Genomic DNA, 17,376 nt, shown 5'->3' with positions numbered 1-17,376 from the left:
GCCCTAGGGCGAGCTGGCGCGGTTCTGCTCGCGCATCTCGGCCACGGCGTAGACCCCGTGGGCCCAGAGCACGCCCTGGGTGAAGCCCAGCCAGCGCATGGCCCGCTCCCGGTCGCCGGCGGCCAGCGCCTCCAGGATCCCGCCGCACATCCAGGCCACGTGCTCCAGCTGCCGGCTCTTCGGGAAGGCGGCGGTGGTGCGGTCGAAGTCGATCTGCACCGGCTGGTAGCCCTCGCGGGTGAGCCGGACCTGGTAGGCGGTCACCACCTGCTTCACCTGCTCGTCGGTCATGGCGCGCTCCTGTGGCCGGGGGCGTACCGCCCCTCGAAGAGGGTGCGCAGCCGGGCGTGGCGGCGCAGCAGGTCCAGCGTCAGGTCGGCGTGGCCCGGCACGAAGCCGTTGCCGATCACCAGGGTGGCGTCCTTGCCGACCCCCTCGGCCCCCAGCGCCGCGGCGGTGAAGCTGGTGGCCATGGAGAAGAGGATGACCGTGCCGCCCGGCCGCACCGCCAGGATGGAGGAGAGCTCGGTGCCGGGCACCGAGGCGCAGTTCACCACCAGGTCGAAGGCCGGGCCGGCCGCCTCCAGCCGGCGCATGGACCCCACCGCGTCGGTGGCGTCCACCTCCACCGCGTCGTCCACCGCGCCGAGGCGGCGCAGGTCGTCGAGGGCGGCGCGCGAGCGGTCGGCCGCCACCACCCAGCCGCGCCCGGCCAGCACCTCGCGGGCCGCCAAGGCCACCAGGGTGCCCGACTTGCCGGCGCCCAGCACCAGCACCCGCATGCCCGGCCTGAGGTGGCGCAGCACCAGGGCGGGGGCGCCGCACACGTCGAGCGCCGCCAGCGCCAGCGTCTCGGGCAGGTCCTCCGGCAGCCTTGCCCACAGGCCGGAGGCGAAGAGGATGGCCCGCCCGCTGCACTCCACCCGGTCGGTCTCCGGGCGCACCGCGGTGATGGCGTCCAGCCGGAGCGGCGTCAGGGTGAGCGAGACCAGGGTGGCGACGCGGGTGCCGGGCAGCAGGGCGCCGGCGGCCGGGTGGCGCGGGCCCACCTCGGCGACCCGCCCGATGAGCATGCCGCCCGAGCCGGTCACCGGGTTGTGCAGCTTGCCGCAGCTGGCCACCAGCCGGGTGATCTCGGCGGCCAGCGCCGCCGGGTCGCGCCCCACCTTCCCCTCCAGCTGCCGGAAGCTGGCGGCGTCCACGTTGAGGGCCGTCACGTCGATGGCCAGCTCGTCCTCGCCGAGGGGCAGGTCGGGGTCGAGCCGGTCGGCCCGCTGGGGCAGCACGCCGGGTGGGGAGACGACGCGCCTGAGGCCGTAGGGATCCATGGCGCACGACGGTAGCCGCCCGCGGGCGCCGGGGCCAGCGCTCCGGCGGGCCGGGGGACGGGGCCGGGCGCCGGGGCCGACCCGGGGCGGCGGGGCCCCCCCACGCGGGAGCCTGGCCTTTCCCCTGCGCCCCCCCGCTCCCGGGCTAGATTCGGGGTCGCCATGCGCTACCGGCTCTCCTTCCCCGCTCCCCAGACGCACCACCTCCACGTCGCGCTCGAGCTGGAGCAGCCGGGCGACGGGCTGGAGCTGGCCCTGCCGGTCTGGACCCCTGGCAGCTACCTGGTCCGCGAGTTCGCCCGCCACCTCGAGCAGGTGGAGGCCAGCGACGAGACCGGCTGCCCGGTGCCGGTGGTGCGGCTCGACAAGCACCGCTGGCGGCTCGACGCCGGGGCCGCGGCGCGGGTGACCGTGCGCTACCGCGTCTACGCCAACGACCTGACCGTGCGCACCAGCCACGTGGACCAGAGCCACGCCTTCCTCTCGCCGGCCGGGGTCTTCCTGGCGGCGCGCGGGCGCGAGACCGGCCCGCACCGGGTGGAGGTGGCGCTGCCGCCCGGCTGGCGGGTGGCCACCGCCCTGGAGGGCGGCCCCACCCACTTCACCGCGCGTGACTACGACGAGCTGGTGGACTCGCCGCTGGAGATCGGCGAGCACGAGGCGGCCAGCTTCCAGGCGCTGGGGCGCGAGCACCAGGTGGTGGTGTGGGGGCGCGGCAACCACGACCTGGCGCGGCTGGTGCGCGACGTCCAGCGCATCGTGGAGGCCCACGGCGCCTTCTGGGGCAGCCTGCCCTACCGGCGCTACGTCTTCGTGGTGCACCTCACCGGCAAGGGGCGGGGCGGCCTGGAGCACCTGGCCTCCAGCGTGCTGCTGGTGCCGCGGCTGGGCTTCGGCTCCCGCCAGGGCTACGAGGACGTGCTCGGCCTGGTCTCCCACGAGTTCTTCCACCTGTGGAACGTCAAGCGGCTGCGCCCGGCGGCGCTGACGCCCTACGACTACGGGCGCGAGCAGTACACCCGGCTGCTCTGGTGGTTCGAGGGGGCCACCAGCTACTACGAGCAGCTCACCCTGGTGCGCGCCGGGCTGCTGCCGCCGGCCCGCCACCAGGAGGCGCTGGGGCGGCTCTTCACCACGCTGTGGCGCACCCCCGGGGCCGCCAAGACCTCGGCGGAGGAGTCCAGCCTGCTCGCCTGGGTGAAGCTCTACCGGCCCGACGAGAACACCGCCAACAGCACGGTCAGCTACTACGTGAAGGGCGAGCTGGTGGCGCTGGCGCTGGACCTGGCGCTGCGGCGGGCCGGGGCCTCGCTCGACGAGGTGCTGCGGCAGCTCTACGCCCGCCACGCCCAGGGTGGGGTGCCCGAGGACGGGGTGGAGCGGGTGGTGGCCGAGCTGGTGGGCGCCGAGGCGGCGGCGCTCCTCTTCGACCAGCTGGTGCGAGGCGTGGGGCCGCTGGAGCCCGACCTCGAGCTGGTGGGCCTGCGGCTGCGCCGCCGGCCGGCCCGCGGCCCCGACGACAAGGGCGGCAAGCCGGCCAGGCCCGAGGACGGCCCGCCCCACGGCTGGCTGGGGGCCGAGCTCAGCAGCGGGCCGCGGCTCGCCGTGACCTCGGTGCGCGAGGGCAGCCCGGCCTGGCTGGCCGGCCTCACCGCCGACGACGAGCTGCTGGCCGAGGGCGGCTTCCGGCTCGATCGGGCCGGCCTGGCCGAGCGGCTGGAGGAGCGCGGCCCGGCCGGCGCGCTCAGGCTCACCCTGTTCCGGCGCGACGCCCTGCACGAGGTGGAGGTGCCGCTCGGGGCGCCGCCCGAGGACACCGCCTGGCTGGAGCCGGTGGAGGCGCCCTCCCAGGCGCAGCGGGCCGCCTTCCAGGCCTGGTGCGGCCAGCCCTTTCCCAGCCCCTGAGTGAACGAGGGGCCCGGCGCAGCCGCCGGTGCCCGAGGAGCAGAAACGCCATGGACCACGATGCCAGCCTGTACGCCGCCCGCCGCGCCCGCGTCTTCGAGGCCATGGAGCGGCAGGGCGGCGGCGTCATGCTGCTGCCCGCCGCCGACGAGGCGCTGCGCAACGGCGACGCCGAGTACCCCTTCCGCCAGGACTCCGACTTTTACTGGCTCACCGGCTTCGACGAGCCGCAGGGGTGCGCCGTGCTGTCGGCCCGGCCCGGCGAGCGCCGCTTCCTGCTCTTCGTGCGCCCCAAGGACCGCGCCAAGGAGATCTGGACCGGGCGGCGGCTCGGGGTGGAGGGGGCCACCGCGGTGCTGGGCGCCGACGCCGCCTTCACCGTGGCCGACCAGGAGGCCCAGCTCCCCGGGCTGCTCGACGCGGCCCGCACCCTCTGGTTCAAGCTGGGCGCCGCCGACGCCTGGGACGCCCGGGTGGTGCGGCTGCTGGTGGAGCTGCGGGCCGGGGCGCGCACCGGCCGGCGGGCGCCCGGGGCGGTGGTCGAGCCCGGCCGCATCCTGCACGAGCTCAGGCTGGTGAAGGACGCCACCGAGCTCGGGCTGCTGCGCAAGGCCGCCGACCTGACCGCCGAGGCCCACCTGTCCGCCATGCGCGACGGCTGGGCCGGGCGGCGCGAGCACCAGGTGCAGGCCGAGATCGAGTACGCCTTCCGGCGGCGCGGCGGCAGCGGGCCCGGCTACGGCACCATCGTGGCCAGCGGCGCCAACTCCACCATCCTGCACCACCGGGCCGGCGACGCGGTGCTCCGGGACGGCGACGTCTGCCTGGTGGACGCCGGTGGCGAGTACCAGCTCTACACCGCCGACGTGACCCGCACCTTCCCGGTCTCCGGCCAGTTCACCGAGGCCCAGGCCAGGCTCTACACGCTGTGCCTGGAGGTGCAGAAGCGGGCCATCGCGGCGGTGCGCCCCGGCGCCACGGTGGAGCAGCTCCACGACCTCACGGTGCGCGGCCTCACCGAGGGGCTGTGCGCCATGGGGCTGCTCTCCGGCACGCCGGAGGAGCGGATCGCCGACCAGGGCTTCCGCCGCTACTACATGCACCGCACCAGCCACTGGCTCGGCATGGACGTGCACGACGTGGGCGACTACCAGGTGGACGGCGCCAGCCGGCCGCTGGTGCCCGGCATGGTGCTCACCATCGAGCCCGGGCTCTACGTGGCCGAGGACGACGAGACCGCGCCGCCGGGGCTGCGCGGCGTGGGCATCCGCATCGAGGACGACATCCTGGTCACCGCCGACGGCCACCAGAACCTGACCGCCGGGGTGCCCAAGGAGATCGCCGAGCTGGAGGCGGCCTGCGTCCGCTGAGGGGGGCCGCCGGCGCGGCGCTGGCGACCCTCGGTGGCGCCGCCCCTCAGGGCCGCCGGTGGCGGACGGTTCGAGGACCCGGATGGTGCCATTCCAGATCCCAGGGTGAAGCCCTGCTCCCCGGACCGAGGGCGATTCCTGCTGGGAGCAAGGGCCTTGACACCCGTTCGGCGGTCCAGTATTCACGCCGCCTTACGTCGGTTCGTGGGCCTCCCGTACCCGCGAGCGCAGCACCGACGCCGCAGCATCGGGGAGTGGCTCAGCCTGGTAGAGCACTTGGTTCGGGACCAAGGGGTCGCAGGTTCAAATCCTGTCTCCCCGACTACGTAAGTACCTGACGGCTCAGGGGTTCCTCACGGACCCCTGGGCCGTCTCCACAATGTCTCCAGAGGTTTGGTCAAACCTCACCCCCTCCAGCAGCTTCACGGCGCTCTCCTTCGCCTTCGGCGAGAGGTGCATGTACCTCTGCGTGGTGGCGAGGGACTGGTGGCCCGCCAGCTCCTTGATGGCCAGCGCCGGGGCGCCGGCCATCGCCAGCCTGGAGCAGAACGTGTGCCGCAGGATGTGGATGCCGCCGGTAACCTCCACGCCGGCCAGCTTCTGCACCCTGACCATCCACTTCGCCAAGAGCACCTGGGTGACCTTGGGGAAGCCGTCCTCGCGCCACAGGACCCGGTCGCCGCGCAGGTGCCGGGCCTTCTTGAGCGCGGAGCGCAGACGCTCCGTCATGTCGATCTTGCGGCTCCGGCCAGACTTCGGCGTGGTGAGGTGGCCCTCCCACTCCGACCGCTGGACGTGGATGTAGTTCCGCTGCTGGTCGACGTCGCCCTGCTCCAACGCGATGATCTCGCCGCAGCGCAGGCCGGCCTCGCCACCGAGGAGGACCAGGAGCTCGATACGGGGATCGATGCCCTTGGCCACCTCCAGGATCTTCTCGTAGATCTCGGGCTCGTAGAAGGCGACCTCGGTGTCGGTCACCTTCAGCAGCTCGATGGTGCAGGGCATCTTGCTGATCTCGCCCCACTTCAGCGCCAGCTTGAGCGGCTGGTTCACGTTGACCAGGATGTTGTTGACGGTCTTTGGGTTCTTCTCGGCGTTGGCCTCCAGCAGCTTCGAGATGCGCCGGTCGGTGATGTCATCGAGCCGCACGTCCCCGAGCAGAGGCTCCAGGTCGTGGGCGTAGATGAGCTCCTTTTGCACCAGGGTCGAGGGCTTCAACCGCTTGGCGCGGCACGCGCCGAGGTACCTGGGCCAGAAGACCCTCAACGTCGGGGCCACCACCGGCTTGGTCTTGCCATTCAGGAGCAGGAAGCTCTGGCGCTCCTCGCCCCAGCGCCACGCGGCGGTCTTGGAGCCGGTGACCTTCTTCCGGTCCCGCACCATCTCGCCGTTGGCCCTGTACGCGACGACGTCCACTTCCCACCCGTCCACGGTGCGCACGCACTCCCGGCCGCACTTGCGCTTGGCGCAGCCTTCGACGTGGTTGATGGCCACCACGTAGGGCCTGACCTGAACCGCCATCACCTGCTCCTTCCAGGTGAAGGCACTCGCCCTTCGGCCAGGGACCGTAGCAGGTCGGCCCGACGGACGTAGACGCGGCGGCCCACGCGGGTGACGCCGGGAAGCTGACCCCGCTCGATCATCTTGTGGACGGCCTGGTTGGACTTCGAGAGCAACGCCCCGACGTCCTTCACCGTCATCAACGGCTTCTCAGAGGTGGGGGCTGGCGCTCCGGCGCCGGAGACAGGAACCAGCCGGGGCGGCAAGTGGACCTCCCTCTGGAGCCGAGCCAGCGCGACGACCTGTTCCTGTTCCGACATCGCGCACCCAGACCTGGAGCAGTACGTCCACGGTGACTCGGGGTACCGGTACGGCTCTCCGGTGATGCACGCGCACGACCGGCACAACCAGCGCCCCGACTTCCCCGGCGAGCTCACGACGGGTCCTCCTCTGGGTCAGTCGCCGCGGGCGGATCAACCACACCCAACGCTCGGAGCACCGCCCGGTGTACCGCCCAGGGATCCAGAATCCGGAGCACGTCGCCGTGGCTCTTCTGGCCGCAGATCTCGCACTTGAGGAAGTCCGGTGACACCCCTTCGATGCCCAGGACAATCTCGGCGTGCTTGATGAGCACGTCAGCGTGCCAGCGTGTCCACGGACAGCGAATGTAGAGCCGGCCGGTGTCGGTCTCGAAGATCCGGCGGCCGGACTCCTCGAGTGCCGCGACGAGGGAGCTGCTGGACCGGGTCGTGCGGGTCATGGCGCCCCCCGGCTACCGACTGGCATCCGTCGCCGGATCTCCTCCACCACGTTCAGCTCCACGCCCACCTCGCGCGCTACTTCGGCCACGGTGAGCCCGTCGGCCAGCAGGGCCATCACGGCGCGGAGCTTCTTCGCCTGCTCCCGCGAGGTGACCCGCTCCCGCTTACTCTTCGACCGCTGCGCCTGCCGCTCGGCGCCCTCCATCGCACCCAGCGTCTCGTAGGGTGCAGTGGCGGTCGCGTCGGTGAAGATGTTCACGTCCCGGTTCAGGAGGCGCCGCTTTCCATCCCAGCTGAACGTCGTCCGGTGCGGCTCCGACACCTCCTCGTTGATGCGGCGGCCGAGGCGCACCGCCTCATGGGCGCCGATGCGGCGCTCGCGGACACGCGCCGGCGCCACGTCGCGGCCAGCGGCGATGCAGGCGAGCACCGTCTCGGCGAACTCAACGGGCGTCTCCGACGGGCCGTGCCTGGCCGTCCTGATCACCGCCCACTTCGAGTTCGACGCGAGGACGTCGTCCTTCTCCGTGATGTTCTCGGGTCGGCGGAGGAGCGCGTAACACCGATTCCTGGCGATGAAGGCAGCGTCGGCGGTGTGCTCCAGCCGCAGATCCGAGCCGACGGCGCGTAGGGCGTCGAGTCCGGGGCAGGAGAGGTCGGTGCCGGGCGCGACGAGCACCGCGTCGGTCGACACCAGGGCGACCTGGCCCTTCGCGCAGGCGTCGCCCATGATCGCCCTACCGCGGCCGATGATCAGCGCCGCCCACTCCGGCGCGAACATGGAGCCGGCATCCAGGTTGCGCTTCAACGCCTGGTGCAGCGTGCTGGAGTTGGCGACGGTGGACCCGAGGCCGGCCGCGAAGCCCTGGAGCTGCGCGGTGCGCTCGAAGTCCAGCAGGGTCGAGCCGCCGAACCGCTCCACCAGCTTGCCGATGAGCGCATTGACGAGCAGCTTGGACATCTCGTACTGGATGCTCCCCTTGGGGGCGCTCGCCTTGTCGGCCAGCAGGACGCGCATGTAGGCGCCCGGGTCGTGCTGACGCTCACGTTCGCCCGGCTCGAAGACCTGGCTGCTGATGATCTGGATTCTTGCACCGAGCCGCACGGCGACCTGCAGCTCCGCAACAGTGCAGGTGCTGACGCCCCGGCGCGTGAAGTGCATCCGGTGGACGCCGTCGCGCACCGTCGGCAAGTTGGGGTAGGCGCAGTCGGGCGGGAACTCGAACTCGACGGTGGCGAAGCCCTCCACCTGTTCGATCTCTCCCAGGCCGCGAAGTGCGCGCCAACGGGTGCGCTGGTAGGGCAGGGCCTGGATGATCGCTGCGTGCGGGTAGAGGCTGATGGTGTCAAGCTCGACGAGCGGCCGGACGACGAACCCCCGCTGGAACGCGATCATCAGGCCGCCCCAGAGCGCACGTGCGGCGGAGAGGCGGACGTCCGGGTTGCCGGCGAAGACCTTCTCGTTCCGGCGCTCATCCCGAAAGCCGGATGTGGTCTTCCGCTTCTTCACGGACAGTCGCCGCTTCCACGGCGCCGGGCCCGACTTGAGGAAGCTCCCGCGGAACACCCGGGCGGCGAGCGACGCCAGGGTGCGGTTCCGGAGTGGATCAGCCCCCCACCTCGACAGCATCCGGTCCCGGAACTGCTTGAAGGCCAGGCTGATGACGGCCACGCCCCGGCCCTCGGTGGCCAGCCGCTGGGCAGCATCCCGGCCGAGCTGGCCGGCGAGTTGGTGGGAGACGGCCTCGACCGAGGCGAAGCCGATGAAGTCAGCCACGTTCTCGATGTCGCGGTCCTGGAAGAAGGCCCGGAGGTCGATGAGGGAGAGGACCCACCTGCCCGTGCCGACTTGGACCGGCATGAAGTCGGCGTGGTGGACGTCCTCGCCGAGCTGCCGGATGCGAGTGTCGCGGGTGACGTTCTCGATGAGGCCGAGCACGGCCTTGGTATCCTGAGCCACGAGGAACACCCGCCCGATCTTCCTCTTAACAGGAACCGTGACACCTACCTGCTCCAGGAACCGAGCGATGGCGGCGGTGAGGGAGGTGACCGAGACCGAGGCGCCCAACACCAGCTCGGTGTGGACCAGGGCCGTACCGTTGATCTCCACCGCCAACTTGATGCCGACGGTGGTCTCGCCTGCATTGTGGTCGAGTTCGACGGCGACAACGGGCGCCGTGATGGGCGTGACGTCGATCTGGCGACGTGGAGTCAGTGTCCGCAGAAGCAGCAAGGCCATGAGGGCCGTGATGTCGGCCTCATGCACGACGCACCTCACCGGCGACCAGGACCGCGTGGAAGGTGTCCAGGACCGGAAGCCCCACATCCACTCGAATGAACTTGGGATTCGGCCACCACCACCACTCAACCCGCACATTAGGGGGACACTTGCGCCCCCTCATCGAGTTCCAGGTGCTGGTGGTGGTGGACTTGTTCTTGTTGAAGACGCCGATGATGGTGGTGGCGTCGGGGTTGGTGTTGAAGTTGATGGGCATGAAGACCTCGTTGTGCTGGTGAGGTCTTCTCAACTACGCCTACTATACTTGGTGGAAAGCCTCTCGAATCGGTCAGAACAGAGCGATCCGTGACGCTCACCTACCCCAGACGCTTAGTCCCCGTGAGTCACGGTTCGGCGCGTATGGTCGAATCCGTGACGCCCTAAGCGTTGGTGGGCGGGGTCTCCGACTTCACCTGGTCGGCGAGTGCCCGCAGGACGTCGATGATCCCGTTCGCCTCGGCCCGGTTGAGAGTCCGGCGCCAGTTCTGGGCGCGGTCACGTGTGGTGAGCGGGTCGCGGTGGAACTCCTCCTCCGGCAGTCTGAACCCGATGATGAGCGCGAAGGCCTCCATCTCCTTGTCGCCGAGTTCGAGGCCCTCGCGCTCCGCCGCGAAGTGCGTGAACGCGGCGATCATCTGCAACTCGCTCCGCCAGCTCGACAGGCTCTCGGATGCCCCGGGCGTGCGCTCCCGGAAGGCTCGGAGCTCCCGGGCAAGGGGGACGAGCTCGTCGAGCAGCTCCAGCGCCCGGACTGCTTGCTGGGCCATGGTGACCACGCTCAGCAGCTCGGTCGCGACGGTCTCGGGCGGTCCGCGGAGGAAGGCCACCGCGGCGGCGTCGGGGAGACCGGGCGGTTCCTTGGCTGCCGGGCCGTGAGGACCGAGCGCCCATCCCGCGCTCTCCAACTTCGCCATCACCTTCGCCACCGAGAAGCCCGTGATGCCGGCGGTGGTGATCCTCACGAGCTGCTCCGGGGTGCGCCCGCGGGTCACGATGATGTAGTCGCGGGCCGCCTTGTCGTCGGGGAAGCGGTAGTCGTCCCCGGTGTTCTCGCCGATGCCGGCGACCTTCGGTACGCGCGCGAAGCCCATGGCCGCTCCTCGTGCGCCTTACTGGCGCGGCGGTCGCCTCGGCGATGGAGAGGGGCGGCCGCCCGAGGACGGCGGCGTTCGGGTGATCGGCCCTAGCCCCTCTACTTCATATCCTGCCGCTCCGACCTCTCAGCCTCGGCGACGTAGCCGCCGTGCAGCGTGACATGGCCGCCAGGCCGCTCGCCGACGGTCGTTTGAGGTCCGGCTGGGGTCAGTTGCAGGCGACGGGCATCGACGGGACGGTGGCCAGGGGCATCAGGCAGCCGAGGCGACGCGGCCACGGTGGAATCTAGCTGAGGCGGTACTCAGTGGGAGAAGGCCTGGCAAGGCAGTCCCCCGGCGAGCACGGTCTTCTTGCGCTCCAAGTCGGGAGGGCAGGGTCACTGCGCCGTCTACGGGGGCGTGTACATCCCGCCCTTGCGTGACTTCTTGATCTGCTCCGTCGCGTCCTTGCCCCGGACCTTCTCGCTCTCACAGCAGAGGCACACGTACTTCTCCCTGCCGTTCTCTTCCTTGAAGACGTGCGTCGTGGGCTCCTTGCAGAGCTTGCAGAAGAACATCCCTCGCGTACCAAGCTTTGGCATGAGCGGATCTCGAGTGTTACCCGGCCAGTCGGCCCTTTCGTTCCGCCCGAGATGTCGGGACAGCGGCGGAGGGCACCATGGCGGCGCGCTCTGTCAGCTTCAGACTGGCACCCAACGACTTGGCGAGCGCGGTCGCTACCGCAAGACCGAGAAGCGCCGGTACAGCGTTGCCGATCTGGATGAGCTGGGCGGTCTTCGTTCCCTCGAATACGAACCAGTCAGGAAAGGTCTGGAGCCGAGCGCATTCCCGCGGCGTTGTGACGCGCGGTGCTGTCGGGTGAACGAAGGGCGCCCGGTGATTCTCCTTCACGGCGGGAGACGGCTGCGCCAAGATCAGTCGGAACCAGGAGTGGTTCCAGTTCGGGTAGAGGCGGGTGCCCGGCTCCTGCTTGGAGAGCCGCCGGAGCATGTCTGGACTGTGCTTGGATGGGGTGTGGTTGTTCAGCCCGTTGGAGCCGTGCCGCAGGTACTGCTGGAGCCAGCCGTGGGGCGAGGCCTCGTAGGGCTGGTCGGGCAGGCCCTTGGGCTCCGGCAGATCGCCAAGCGCATCGCTGACCGTCGAGAACCGCTCCACTCGGTGGAACAGGTCCGGTACCGCACCGGACATCGGCAACGGGAACTCGAACTTGCCGGAGCGGACGCCAACGATGAACAGGCGCTTCCTGCGCTGTGGGACAAGGTAGTCCGCGGCGTCCAGTACTTGAGAGACAACACGGTAGCCGCACTTCTCGTAGTGCGCCGTCAGCTCCTCCAGGAGTTGGCCGCGCTTCTTCTGCCCGGTCACCAGCAGGCCGTTGACATTCTCCATCACGAACGCCTTTGGCTTGATCTCCGAGACGAGGCGAGCGAACTCCCACACGTGGTCTCGGCGGGCGTCCTTGACGGTGCGCGGACCAGCGTGGCTGAACCCCTGGCAAGGAGGGCCACCGATGACGATGTCGATCTTGCCGAGTTCCTTCTCGAGGTCTTCCCCACGGACGCTCGTGATGTCGGTCGGCGACGCGAACTTTCGATTTGCGTCGACATGGTTTCGGTAGAACGTCTTCACGGCCGGCTCGAAGTGGTCCAGCCCCGCAACGACGCGGAAGGTCTCCAGCAACTCGAAGCCGGCGCTGAGGCCTCCGGCTCCGCAGTAGAGATCAAGCACGTTCATCTTCAGACCTTTCGGCATGTGCGCTGCCTATAGAGTGTCGACCAACAGGAGTCAAGGTGTTGAGATTCGCCTCGCCGTGACCCTTCGAACAGCCTTCGGGCTTGCCGTGCGGAAGCTACGAGAAGCACGCAAGATCTCCCAGGAGCACTTGGCCGAACTGGCTGGGGTTCACCGGACGTACATGGGCGCCGTCGAGCGCGGCGAGAAGAACATCAGCATCGACAACATCGAGCGAATCTCGGCCGCGCTTGGGGTGCGGGCGAGTTCGGTGCTGACGCGTGCCGAGGACCTTCGGTCGCCCCGTGCGGACAAGTGAACGTGGGACATGCGCAGAAAGCGCCAACGCCCAGTGTCCAAGTCGCCGACCGACAACCCTGAGTTTGTGAAGCTGATCGAGCGGGCGAAGAGCAAGAAGTTGCCCAAGGACTTGCTGGACTTGATCGACAAGGTCGAGGCCGCCCGTCCAAAGCGCGTGCTCGCGCACATCCTTCGCGAAGGATACGTGACGACGGAGGAACTCCACGACCAGTACGATTACCATCACCCGCCGCGCGCCCGCATGGACGTGTTGGACAACGGCGTTCCACTCGTTACGTTCAAGGTCTCGTCCAGGAGCGGTACCCGGAAGATCGCCGCGTACACCATCGGAGACCCGGCTGACGCCAAGAGCTCCAAGTTGGGCGGGCGGAAGGCCTTTCCCAAGGCGCTCAAGAAGTCGCTCGTGGCACGGGACGGGGCCAAGTGCTCCGTCTGCTTTGCCGGATTCGACGAGAACTTCTTGCAGGTGGATCACCGGCTTCCTTTCGAGATCTTCGGGGACCCTGACCTGACAAAGGTCGACGAGTTCATGCTGCTGTGTCCGTCATGCCAGCGCAGAAAGAGTTGGGCCTGCGAGCACTGCAAGAACTTCACGACCACGAAGAAGAAGTCCGTGTGCGAGAAGTGCTTCTGGGCGACTCCTTCCGGATACTCCCACGTTGCACTGACAGAGACCCGGGCTCTGGAACTTTTGTTCGCCGAGGAAGAGGTTGCGGTCTACGAGGTCCTGGCCAAGGCGGCCGCGGCGGCGGGCGAGGACGTCCAGGTGCACGCCAAGCAGCTCCTAAAGGCGCTCTTGAAGGGTCGGTAGATTGGTGGGGCAGGTCGCCTACACGGGCGGCGAGGGCTAAGAACGAGGGGCCGGTTCGGCCTCCCGTTCCACCACCGCGACCCGCGGTCAGCAGCGAGCCACCGCGGTGCGGCCTCGCGGCTTCCGCTTCTTCTTCACTAGCAGGATGCCGGCGTGCTGGGCCAGGTCCTTGCCGAGGTCCCGCAGGTGCTTGAACGTGCTGGAGACCGAGGCGTCGGTGCGCCAGGCCAGCTCTTGCAGCGTGTGGCCGGCCATGCGGCCGGCCAACAGGTCACGGTCGCCATCTCCCAGGCTGGAGAGCCAGGTACCGAGGTCGATGGCGGCGGCGATCTGCTCGGCAGGGTCCATCGACGTGGCCGCGAGCCAGGCGGCCTGGAGACCGACGTCTCCTTCGCTCTGCCAGCCATCGTCCTCGTTGAGCAGGCCATCGAGGTGGAAGACCTCGGTGCGGCCGTCGGTGAAGTTGGCGCGGTGCAGGGCGTCACGGCGCGGCTGCCGGCCACGAACGAACTCGCGCCTGATCTCGATGGCGCGGAGCCGAGCGGCGTACACGACCAGGGCGTCGTCCATCAGCACCCCCTGCGCCGCCTTTCGGAGGGCGGCCTCGTAGGCCATGGCGATCCCCTCGCTCAACCTGTCGTCGGCGTCGGTCCCCGTGAGGAACCTCCTGATCGGCTCGAAGGCCCGCCTCCGCATCAACCCCGAGAACTGCTGCTGAACTTGCTGGACCATCGCTGCTCCGGGGCGCGCCGGGCACACGAGGGCCAGGCCCCCAGCGCGCGAACATCCGCGCCGGTGGTCGGCGTGATGGTGGTGATCCTGGTGGACTACAGCGGCGAGCGGATCTCGCCGGCGTGGAGACCAAGAAGCCCGGTCACTCCTGGAACTCCCGGACTATCTCCTTATCCCCATAAGGAGGCAGGATTTGCTCAGCCCAGTTGTCTGGTCGCATCCCAAGCAGAACTCACAGGAACCAAAGGAACTTTTGGCTGCCACGCCCCTCCCCCCCCGGCTACGGAAGCGGCCACCCCCCTGCTCCCCGATTGGAGCCTGAAGGGCGGAACTGCCCCGCCAGAATGGGAACTTGAAGAGCGCCTGACCCCCTCGTGTGAGGTCCCAGCGCTGGGTACCTCTGTGGGGCTAGCCTGACGGTGCCGACCCGAAAGGGTAGCCCTAGCGATTGGCGAGGTCAGCGAACGAGGCGGACCTGCACCTGGGGAGGCTGACCGAGCGAACCCGAGCCGGAAAGCGCCTCTCGCTGCTCCCGCAGCGCCGCCAGCAGGCGCATGTCGGCGGCGAGGCGGCGGTCCAGGTCGGCGGCGTAGCGCCGGCGGAGGAGGGCGTCGCGGTCGTCAGGGAGCGGCATCTGGCTCGCCACCTCGACCTTCCGGGCCTCGACTGCGGCCCGAGTGCCGGGGAGGAGCTGCTCAACAGCGCCAAGGGCGACGAGGGCCTTCTCCAGGACCACGGCGTAGGCCGCCGCGTCGGTCTCCAAGGGGGACTCCTGCCTCAACCGGCTCAGCGCCGCCTTGAGCGCCGCGCCGCCGACGAAGACCTTGGCGCCGGTGGCCTCGACCTGCTCGAGCATGGCCGACACGGCCGAGACTGGGACGAGGAGCTGGTCCAGCGCCTCGCGGCCGGTGGGGAACGATGAGGACATGACGGTCGCCATTGTCTGGAGCGCGGCGCAGGTCCCCTCGATGAGCCGGACCGCCTTCATCTCGTCGGTGTCGTCGAGGCGGCGGTCCACTTCGGCTTGGAGGTGGCGGGCCTCGATATCCTCCAGGCGGCGCTGCTGCAAGAGGCGCAGAGCCACCCGCTTGCCGATCATGGTCTCCGTGTACCCCTCGACGCCAAGGTCGGCGAGGACGCGCTCGATGTGCTCCACGACCTCCTCGGGCCGCTCGTGGGGCAGGACCGTCAGCTCCTCCGAGCGCAGGCCGTGGTCGAGGGGGTTCTGGGCGCTCCGGGCGCGGCCAACGGGCGTTACGGGGCCGCGACCTTGGCTGCCGTTGCTGCGGCTGGCCTCGGCCTGCGCGGTAGACCTGGACGGGGAGCGGGAGGTCGCCATGGTTTCCAGCATGATCCTGTCGATCAGCCGGTGGGAAGAGCCGAGGAGGGGCTCCGCGAACCTCGCTGGCGCCCGCGATGTCGGGGGCCTCGACGATGATGACAGGCATGAGCCCGGACGAGCCGATGACCCCGGACAGCGAGCAGGTGATCCGGAACATCGCCGCCTGCCACATGTTTCGCGGCTCGAGGGACTTCTTCCTCGCATACCAGGTGCTGGGGTCGTTCATGGCGTCCCCCGACGTTCGAGGGGGGCGGGGACCTTCGCCTATCCAATCCCAGGCGACCTGCGCAGCACTCGCCCTGGAACTCGCGCTGAAGTCTCGCGTCATGCTGGACGGCGGCACGCCCCCGTCCAAGGGGCCGGATGGTCACCGGTACGTTGCCATGTTCGGCCTTCTGTCCCGCCGCGCCCAGGAGGATGTCGCCTCGTTTCTGCACGTCGACGCGCAACCTGCCACCGTGGAGGGGTTGGCCAGATCGCTCAAGGAGTTCGAGGGCACGTTCCAGCGGTGGCGGTACATGCACGAGCACAGCGAGGTCGCGTTCCACGAGGGGAACATGGTGGCCGTCATCCTTGCCGTGTACAGCTCCGTCGTTCGGCTGCGCCCCGACCTCGGGCCGTGGCCCGGCGTGATCATCGACCCGGACAAGCCGCAGCCATGGACTCTTGTGGTTCGGTGAAGGGGTAGGACACGTGGACCCTGAGCAGACCAAGTCAGAAGCCCTTGCGTTGTCCAACGCCTTCTTCGCCGAGTGCCAGGTCGTGGCAGCATTCATCGACGAGAAGGTCCGCGTAGCCGTCGATGAGCGGGCCGCGACCGCGCCCCACGGACTGGCCTTCCAGGTGCAGCTCCTCCGCGCCATTGCCTGGCTCCGGAGCCTGACCAAGCTCAACCACCCGGCCGACTTCCAGGCCGTCATCGCAGCTGCTCGAGCTCTCTTCGAGGGCGCCGTGGACGTCACCCTCATGCACCTAGCCCCGGGCGCACATTCTCCTGAGATGATGGACGCCTGGGAGGACTCCGCGAAGCTGAAACACGCCCAGACGATGGCCGGCTACCTGGCGGGCGTTGGGCGGGCACCCTCCACCGAGGAGCAGACCATCCTCAACTACGCGACCAGGGAGAAGGCGCGCGTCCAGGCACTACGGTCACGGTGGTGGCCGAGCTACGACGGCAGCCACCCGCCACGCTGGACCGGGCGCGACCTGGCCACGGACTCCAAGAACGCCGACCTCGCTGCCGCTGGCCACCTTCAGACCGGCTACGAGGAGTTCTACCGGCTTCGGTATCCGCAGCTCTGCTGGAACGTCCACGGCTCCGGCGCGGCGGGCATCGCCAACATCGCTGCTGAAGTGTTTCCGTTTCTCGGTGGCCGGGCCTACCGCGAGGCAGCCAGGTTCGCAGCCATGACCGCCGAGATGGTCACGCGCGAACTGAAGTGCTTCAGCGAGGCCGACTTTGCTGCGCTGCGCGAGACCTTGAGTCTCACAACAGGGTTCGTCTTCGTGGTCGGTGCAAACGCCCAGAACCGGGAGGTGCCTGACATGGCCGAACAGTTCAAGATCTTGAAGCAGGCCGACAAGGACTATGGATGCATCCCAGCGTGCGCGAGAAGCGTCCTCCGCCACAAGGGGGCGGACGTGGTCGATGAAGCGACGCTGGTAGACATCATGTGGCACAAAGCAGGGAGCGCTGGTTCGGGGTTTGATCGGCTGAAGAGCGCTCTGGCGGTTCTCGGATCGAAGTGGGAACTCCGGATTGAGAGGCCACTGCCCGGCGCCTTGGCGAGAAGGGTGACCGAGCTCAATGCCAACGGCAGCTACGTGCTCTTCCCTATTGGCCAGCTTGGAGCACCCGCCCACTGCATCGTCATCACCGAGAGCACGCTCACGGAAGCCATGGTCCACAACCCGGGCGATGGCGCGCAGGCGGTAAGGTCTTGGCAGGGACTTGAGCGGGCATGGTGCGGCGACATCGCATACTTCGTGGAGAAGTAGCCACGCGGCGCCAAGCGCCGTCTCCAGAATGTCTCCAGAACCATGGTCGAACTCCGTCGAACCGAGTCCACTCCAGTCCTACAGGTTGTCCACCCGAAGCAGGCGTCGTTACTGGTGAAAGGGCGAAAGGGCGAGTGCCATCACCGGGTTGCGTAAGACGCCCACTACGGGTTCAAATCCTGTCTCCCCGACTTGGAAGGGCCGG

General features: G+C 69.2%; 18 protein-coding genes and 1 tRNA gene. 7 read left to right on the top strand and 12 right to left on the bottom strand.

The features are described 5' to 3' along the window. Nucleotides 1–3: 3 nt before the first annotated feature. Together IPO09_11720 and IPO09_11715 are read right to left on the bottom strand one after the other, a co-directional pair. Nucleotides 4–291 carry a hypothetical protein gene (locus IPO09_11720; GenBank protein MBK9518003.1) on the bottom strand — a complete coding sequence of 96 codons (288 nt, stop codon included), beginning with the start codon at nt 289–291 and terminating at the stop codon, nt 4–6. Continuing rightward, nucleotides 288–1,328 (bottom strand): L-erythro-3,5-diaminohexanoate dehydrogenase, encoded by a 1,041-nt coding sequence (locus IPO09_11715; protein ID MBK9518002.1) that lies wholly within the window; start codon nt 1,326–1,328, stop codon nt 288–290. The genes IPO09_11720 and IPO09_11715 overlap by 4 nt, the downstream gene beginning before the upstream one ends. A 162-nt stretch (nt 1,329–1,490) precedes the next feature. Between IPO09_11715 and IPO09_11710 the strand changes: the two genes are divergently transcribed. The 3 genes from IPO09_11710 to IPO09_11700 all read left to right on the top strand — a co-directional run bounded on the left by IPO09_11710 (nt 1,491) and on the right by IPO09_11700 (nt 4,925). Further along, nucleotides 1,491–3,233, top strand: coding sequence for a M61 family metallopeptidase (locus IPO09_11710; protein MBK9518001.1), 1,743 nt, complete (start codon nt 1,491–1,493; stop codon nt 3,231–3,233). Nucleotides 3,234–3,283: 50 nt separating this feature from the next. Then, entirely contained in the window at nt 3,284–4,603 is a 1,320-nt protein-coding gene (locus IPO09_11705; GenBank protein ID MBK9518000.1) for an aminopeptidase P N-terminal domain-containing protein, read from the top strand. A 248-nt stretch (nt 4,604–4,851) separates the two neighbouring features. Continuing rightward, nucleotides 4,852–4,925: transfer RNA gene (locus IPO09_11700), tRNA-Pro, on the top strand. 20 nt (nt 4,926–4,945) lie between these two features. On the opposite strand, the gene IPO09_11695 is transcribed toward IPO09_11700, so the two are convergent. The 8 genes from IPO09_11695 to IPO09_11660 all read right to left on the bottom strand — a co-directional run bounded on the left by IPO09_11695 (nt 4,946) and on the right by IPO09_11660 (nt 11,970). Further along, entirely contained in the window at nt 4,946–6,124 is a 1,179-nt protein-coding gene (locus IPO09_11695) for a site-specific integrase (protein MBK9517999.1), read from the bottom strand. After that, the gene (locus IPO09_11690) at nt 6,124–6,303 is read right to left on the bottom strand and encodes a helix-turn-helix domain-containing protein (GenBank protein MBK9517998.1); all 180 of its coding nucleotides are present in this window, start codon (nt 6,301–6,303) and stop codon (nt 6,124–6,126) included. Before IPO09_11690 ends, IPO09_11695 begins: the two co-directional genes overlap by 1 nt. Before the next feature lie 233 nt (nt 6,304–6,536). Next, entirely contained in the window at nt 6,537–6,863 is a 327-nt protein-coding gene (locus IPO09_11685) for a hypothetical protein (GenBank protein MBK9517997.1), read from the bottom strand. Next, nucleotides 6,860–9,130, bottom strand: coding sequence for a hypothetical protein (locus tag IPO09_11680; GenBank protein ID MBK9517996.1), 2,271 nt, complete (start codon nt 9,128–9,130; stop codon nt 6,860–6,862). Before IPO09_11680 ends, IPO09_11685 begins: the two co-directional genes overlap by 4 nt. Continuing rightward, the gene (locus IPO09_11675; protein MBK9517995.1) at nt 9,123–9,359 is read right to left on the bottom strand and encodes a hypothetical protein; all 237 of its coding nucleotides are present in this window, start codon (nt 9,357–9,359) and stop codon (nt 9,123–9,125) included. Before IPO09_11675 ends, IPO09_11680 begins: the two co-directional genes overlap by 8 nt. Nucleotides 9,360–9,522: 163 nt before the next feature. Next, nucleotides 9,523–10,233, bottom strand: a complete 711-nt coding sequence (locus IPO09_11670; GenBank protein MBK9517994.1) for a hypothetical protein — start codon at nt 10,231–10,233, stop codon at nt 9,523–9,525. Between the two features lie 392 nt (nt 10,234–10,625). After that, a complete protein-coding gene (locus IPO09_11665) occupies nt 10,626–10,793 on the bottom strand; it encodes a hypothetical protein (protein ID MBK9517993.1) in 168 nt (55 codons plus the stop codon). A gap of 40 nt (nt 10,794–10,833) precedes the next feature. Next, nucleotides 10,834–11,970 (bottom strand): DNA cytosine methyltransferase, encoded by a 1,137-nt coding sequence (locus tag IPO09_11660; GenBank protein ID MBK9517992.1) that lies wholly within the window; start codon nt 11,968–11,970, stop codon nt 10,834–10,836. A gap of 16 nt (nt 11,971–11,986) precedes the next feature. On the opposite strand from IPO09_11660, the gene IPO09_11655 reads away from it, so the two are divergent. Together IPO09_11655 and IPO09_11650 are read left to right on the top strand one after the other, a co-directional pair. Continuing rightward, nucleotides 11,987–12,286 (top strand): helix-turn-helix transcriptional regulator, encoded by a 300-nt coding sequence (locus IPO09_11655; protein MBK9517991.1) that lies wholly within the window; start codon nt 11,987–11,989, stop codon nt 12,284–12,286. Nucleotides 12,287–12,319: 33 nt separating this feature from the next. Next, the gene (locus IPO09_11650) at nt 12,320–13,099 is read left to right on the top strand and encodes an HNH endonuclease (GenBank protein ID MBK9517990.1); all 780 of its coding nucleotides are present in this window, start codon (nt 12,320–12,322) and stop codon (nt 13,097–13,099) included. An 87-nt stretch (nt 13,100–13,186) separates the two neighbouring features. Here IPO09_11650 and IPO09_11645 read toward each other — a convergent pair whose 3' ends face one another. Beyond that, on the bottom strand, nt 13,187–13,714 hold the full coding sequence (locus IPO09_11645) for a hypothetical protein (GenBank protein MBK9517989.1): 528 nt from the start codon (nt 13,712–13,714) through the stop codon (nt 13,187–13,189). A 574-nt stretch (nt 13,715–14,288) separates the two neighbouring features. Beyond that, nucleotides 14,289–15,182, bottom strand: coding sequence for a hypothetical protein (locus IPO09_11640; protein MBK9517988.1), 894 nt, complete (start codon nt 15,180–15,182; stop codon nt 14,289–14,291). 95 nt (nt 15,183–15,277) lie between these two features. Between IPO09_11640 and IPO09_11635 the strand changes: the two genes are divergently transcribed. Next, complete coding sequence (locus IPO09_11635) at nt 15,278–15,853, top strand: hypothetical protein (GenBank protein ID MBK9517987.1); 576 nt, start codon at nt 15,278–15,280, stop codon at nt 15,851–15,853. Nucleotides 15,854–15,866: 13 nt separating this feature from the next. Next, the gene (locus tag IPO09_11630) at nt 15,867–17,171 is read left to right on the top strand and encodes a hypothetical protein (GenBank protein ID MBK9517986.1); all 1,305 of its coding nucleotides are present in this window, start codon (nt 15,867–15,869) and stop codon (nt 17,169–17,171) included. Nucleotides 17,172–17,376 lie beyond the last annotated feature (205 nt).

This window comes from Anaeromyxobacter sp. (assembly GCA_016718565.1).
GTDB lineage: Bacteria > Myxococcota > Myxococcia > Myxococcales > Anaeromyxobacteraceae > JADKCZ01.
Note: the sequence above shows the minus strand (reverse complement) of the source record. Positions and strands in the feature narration are given on the sequence as shown.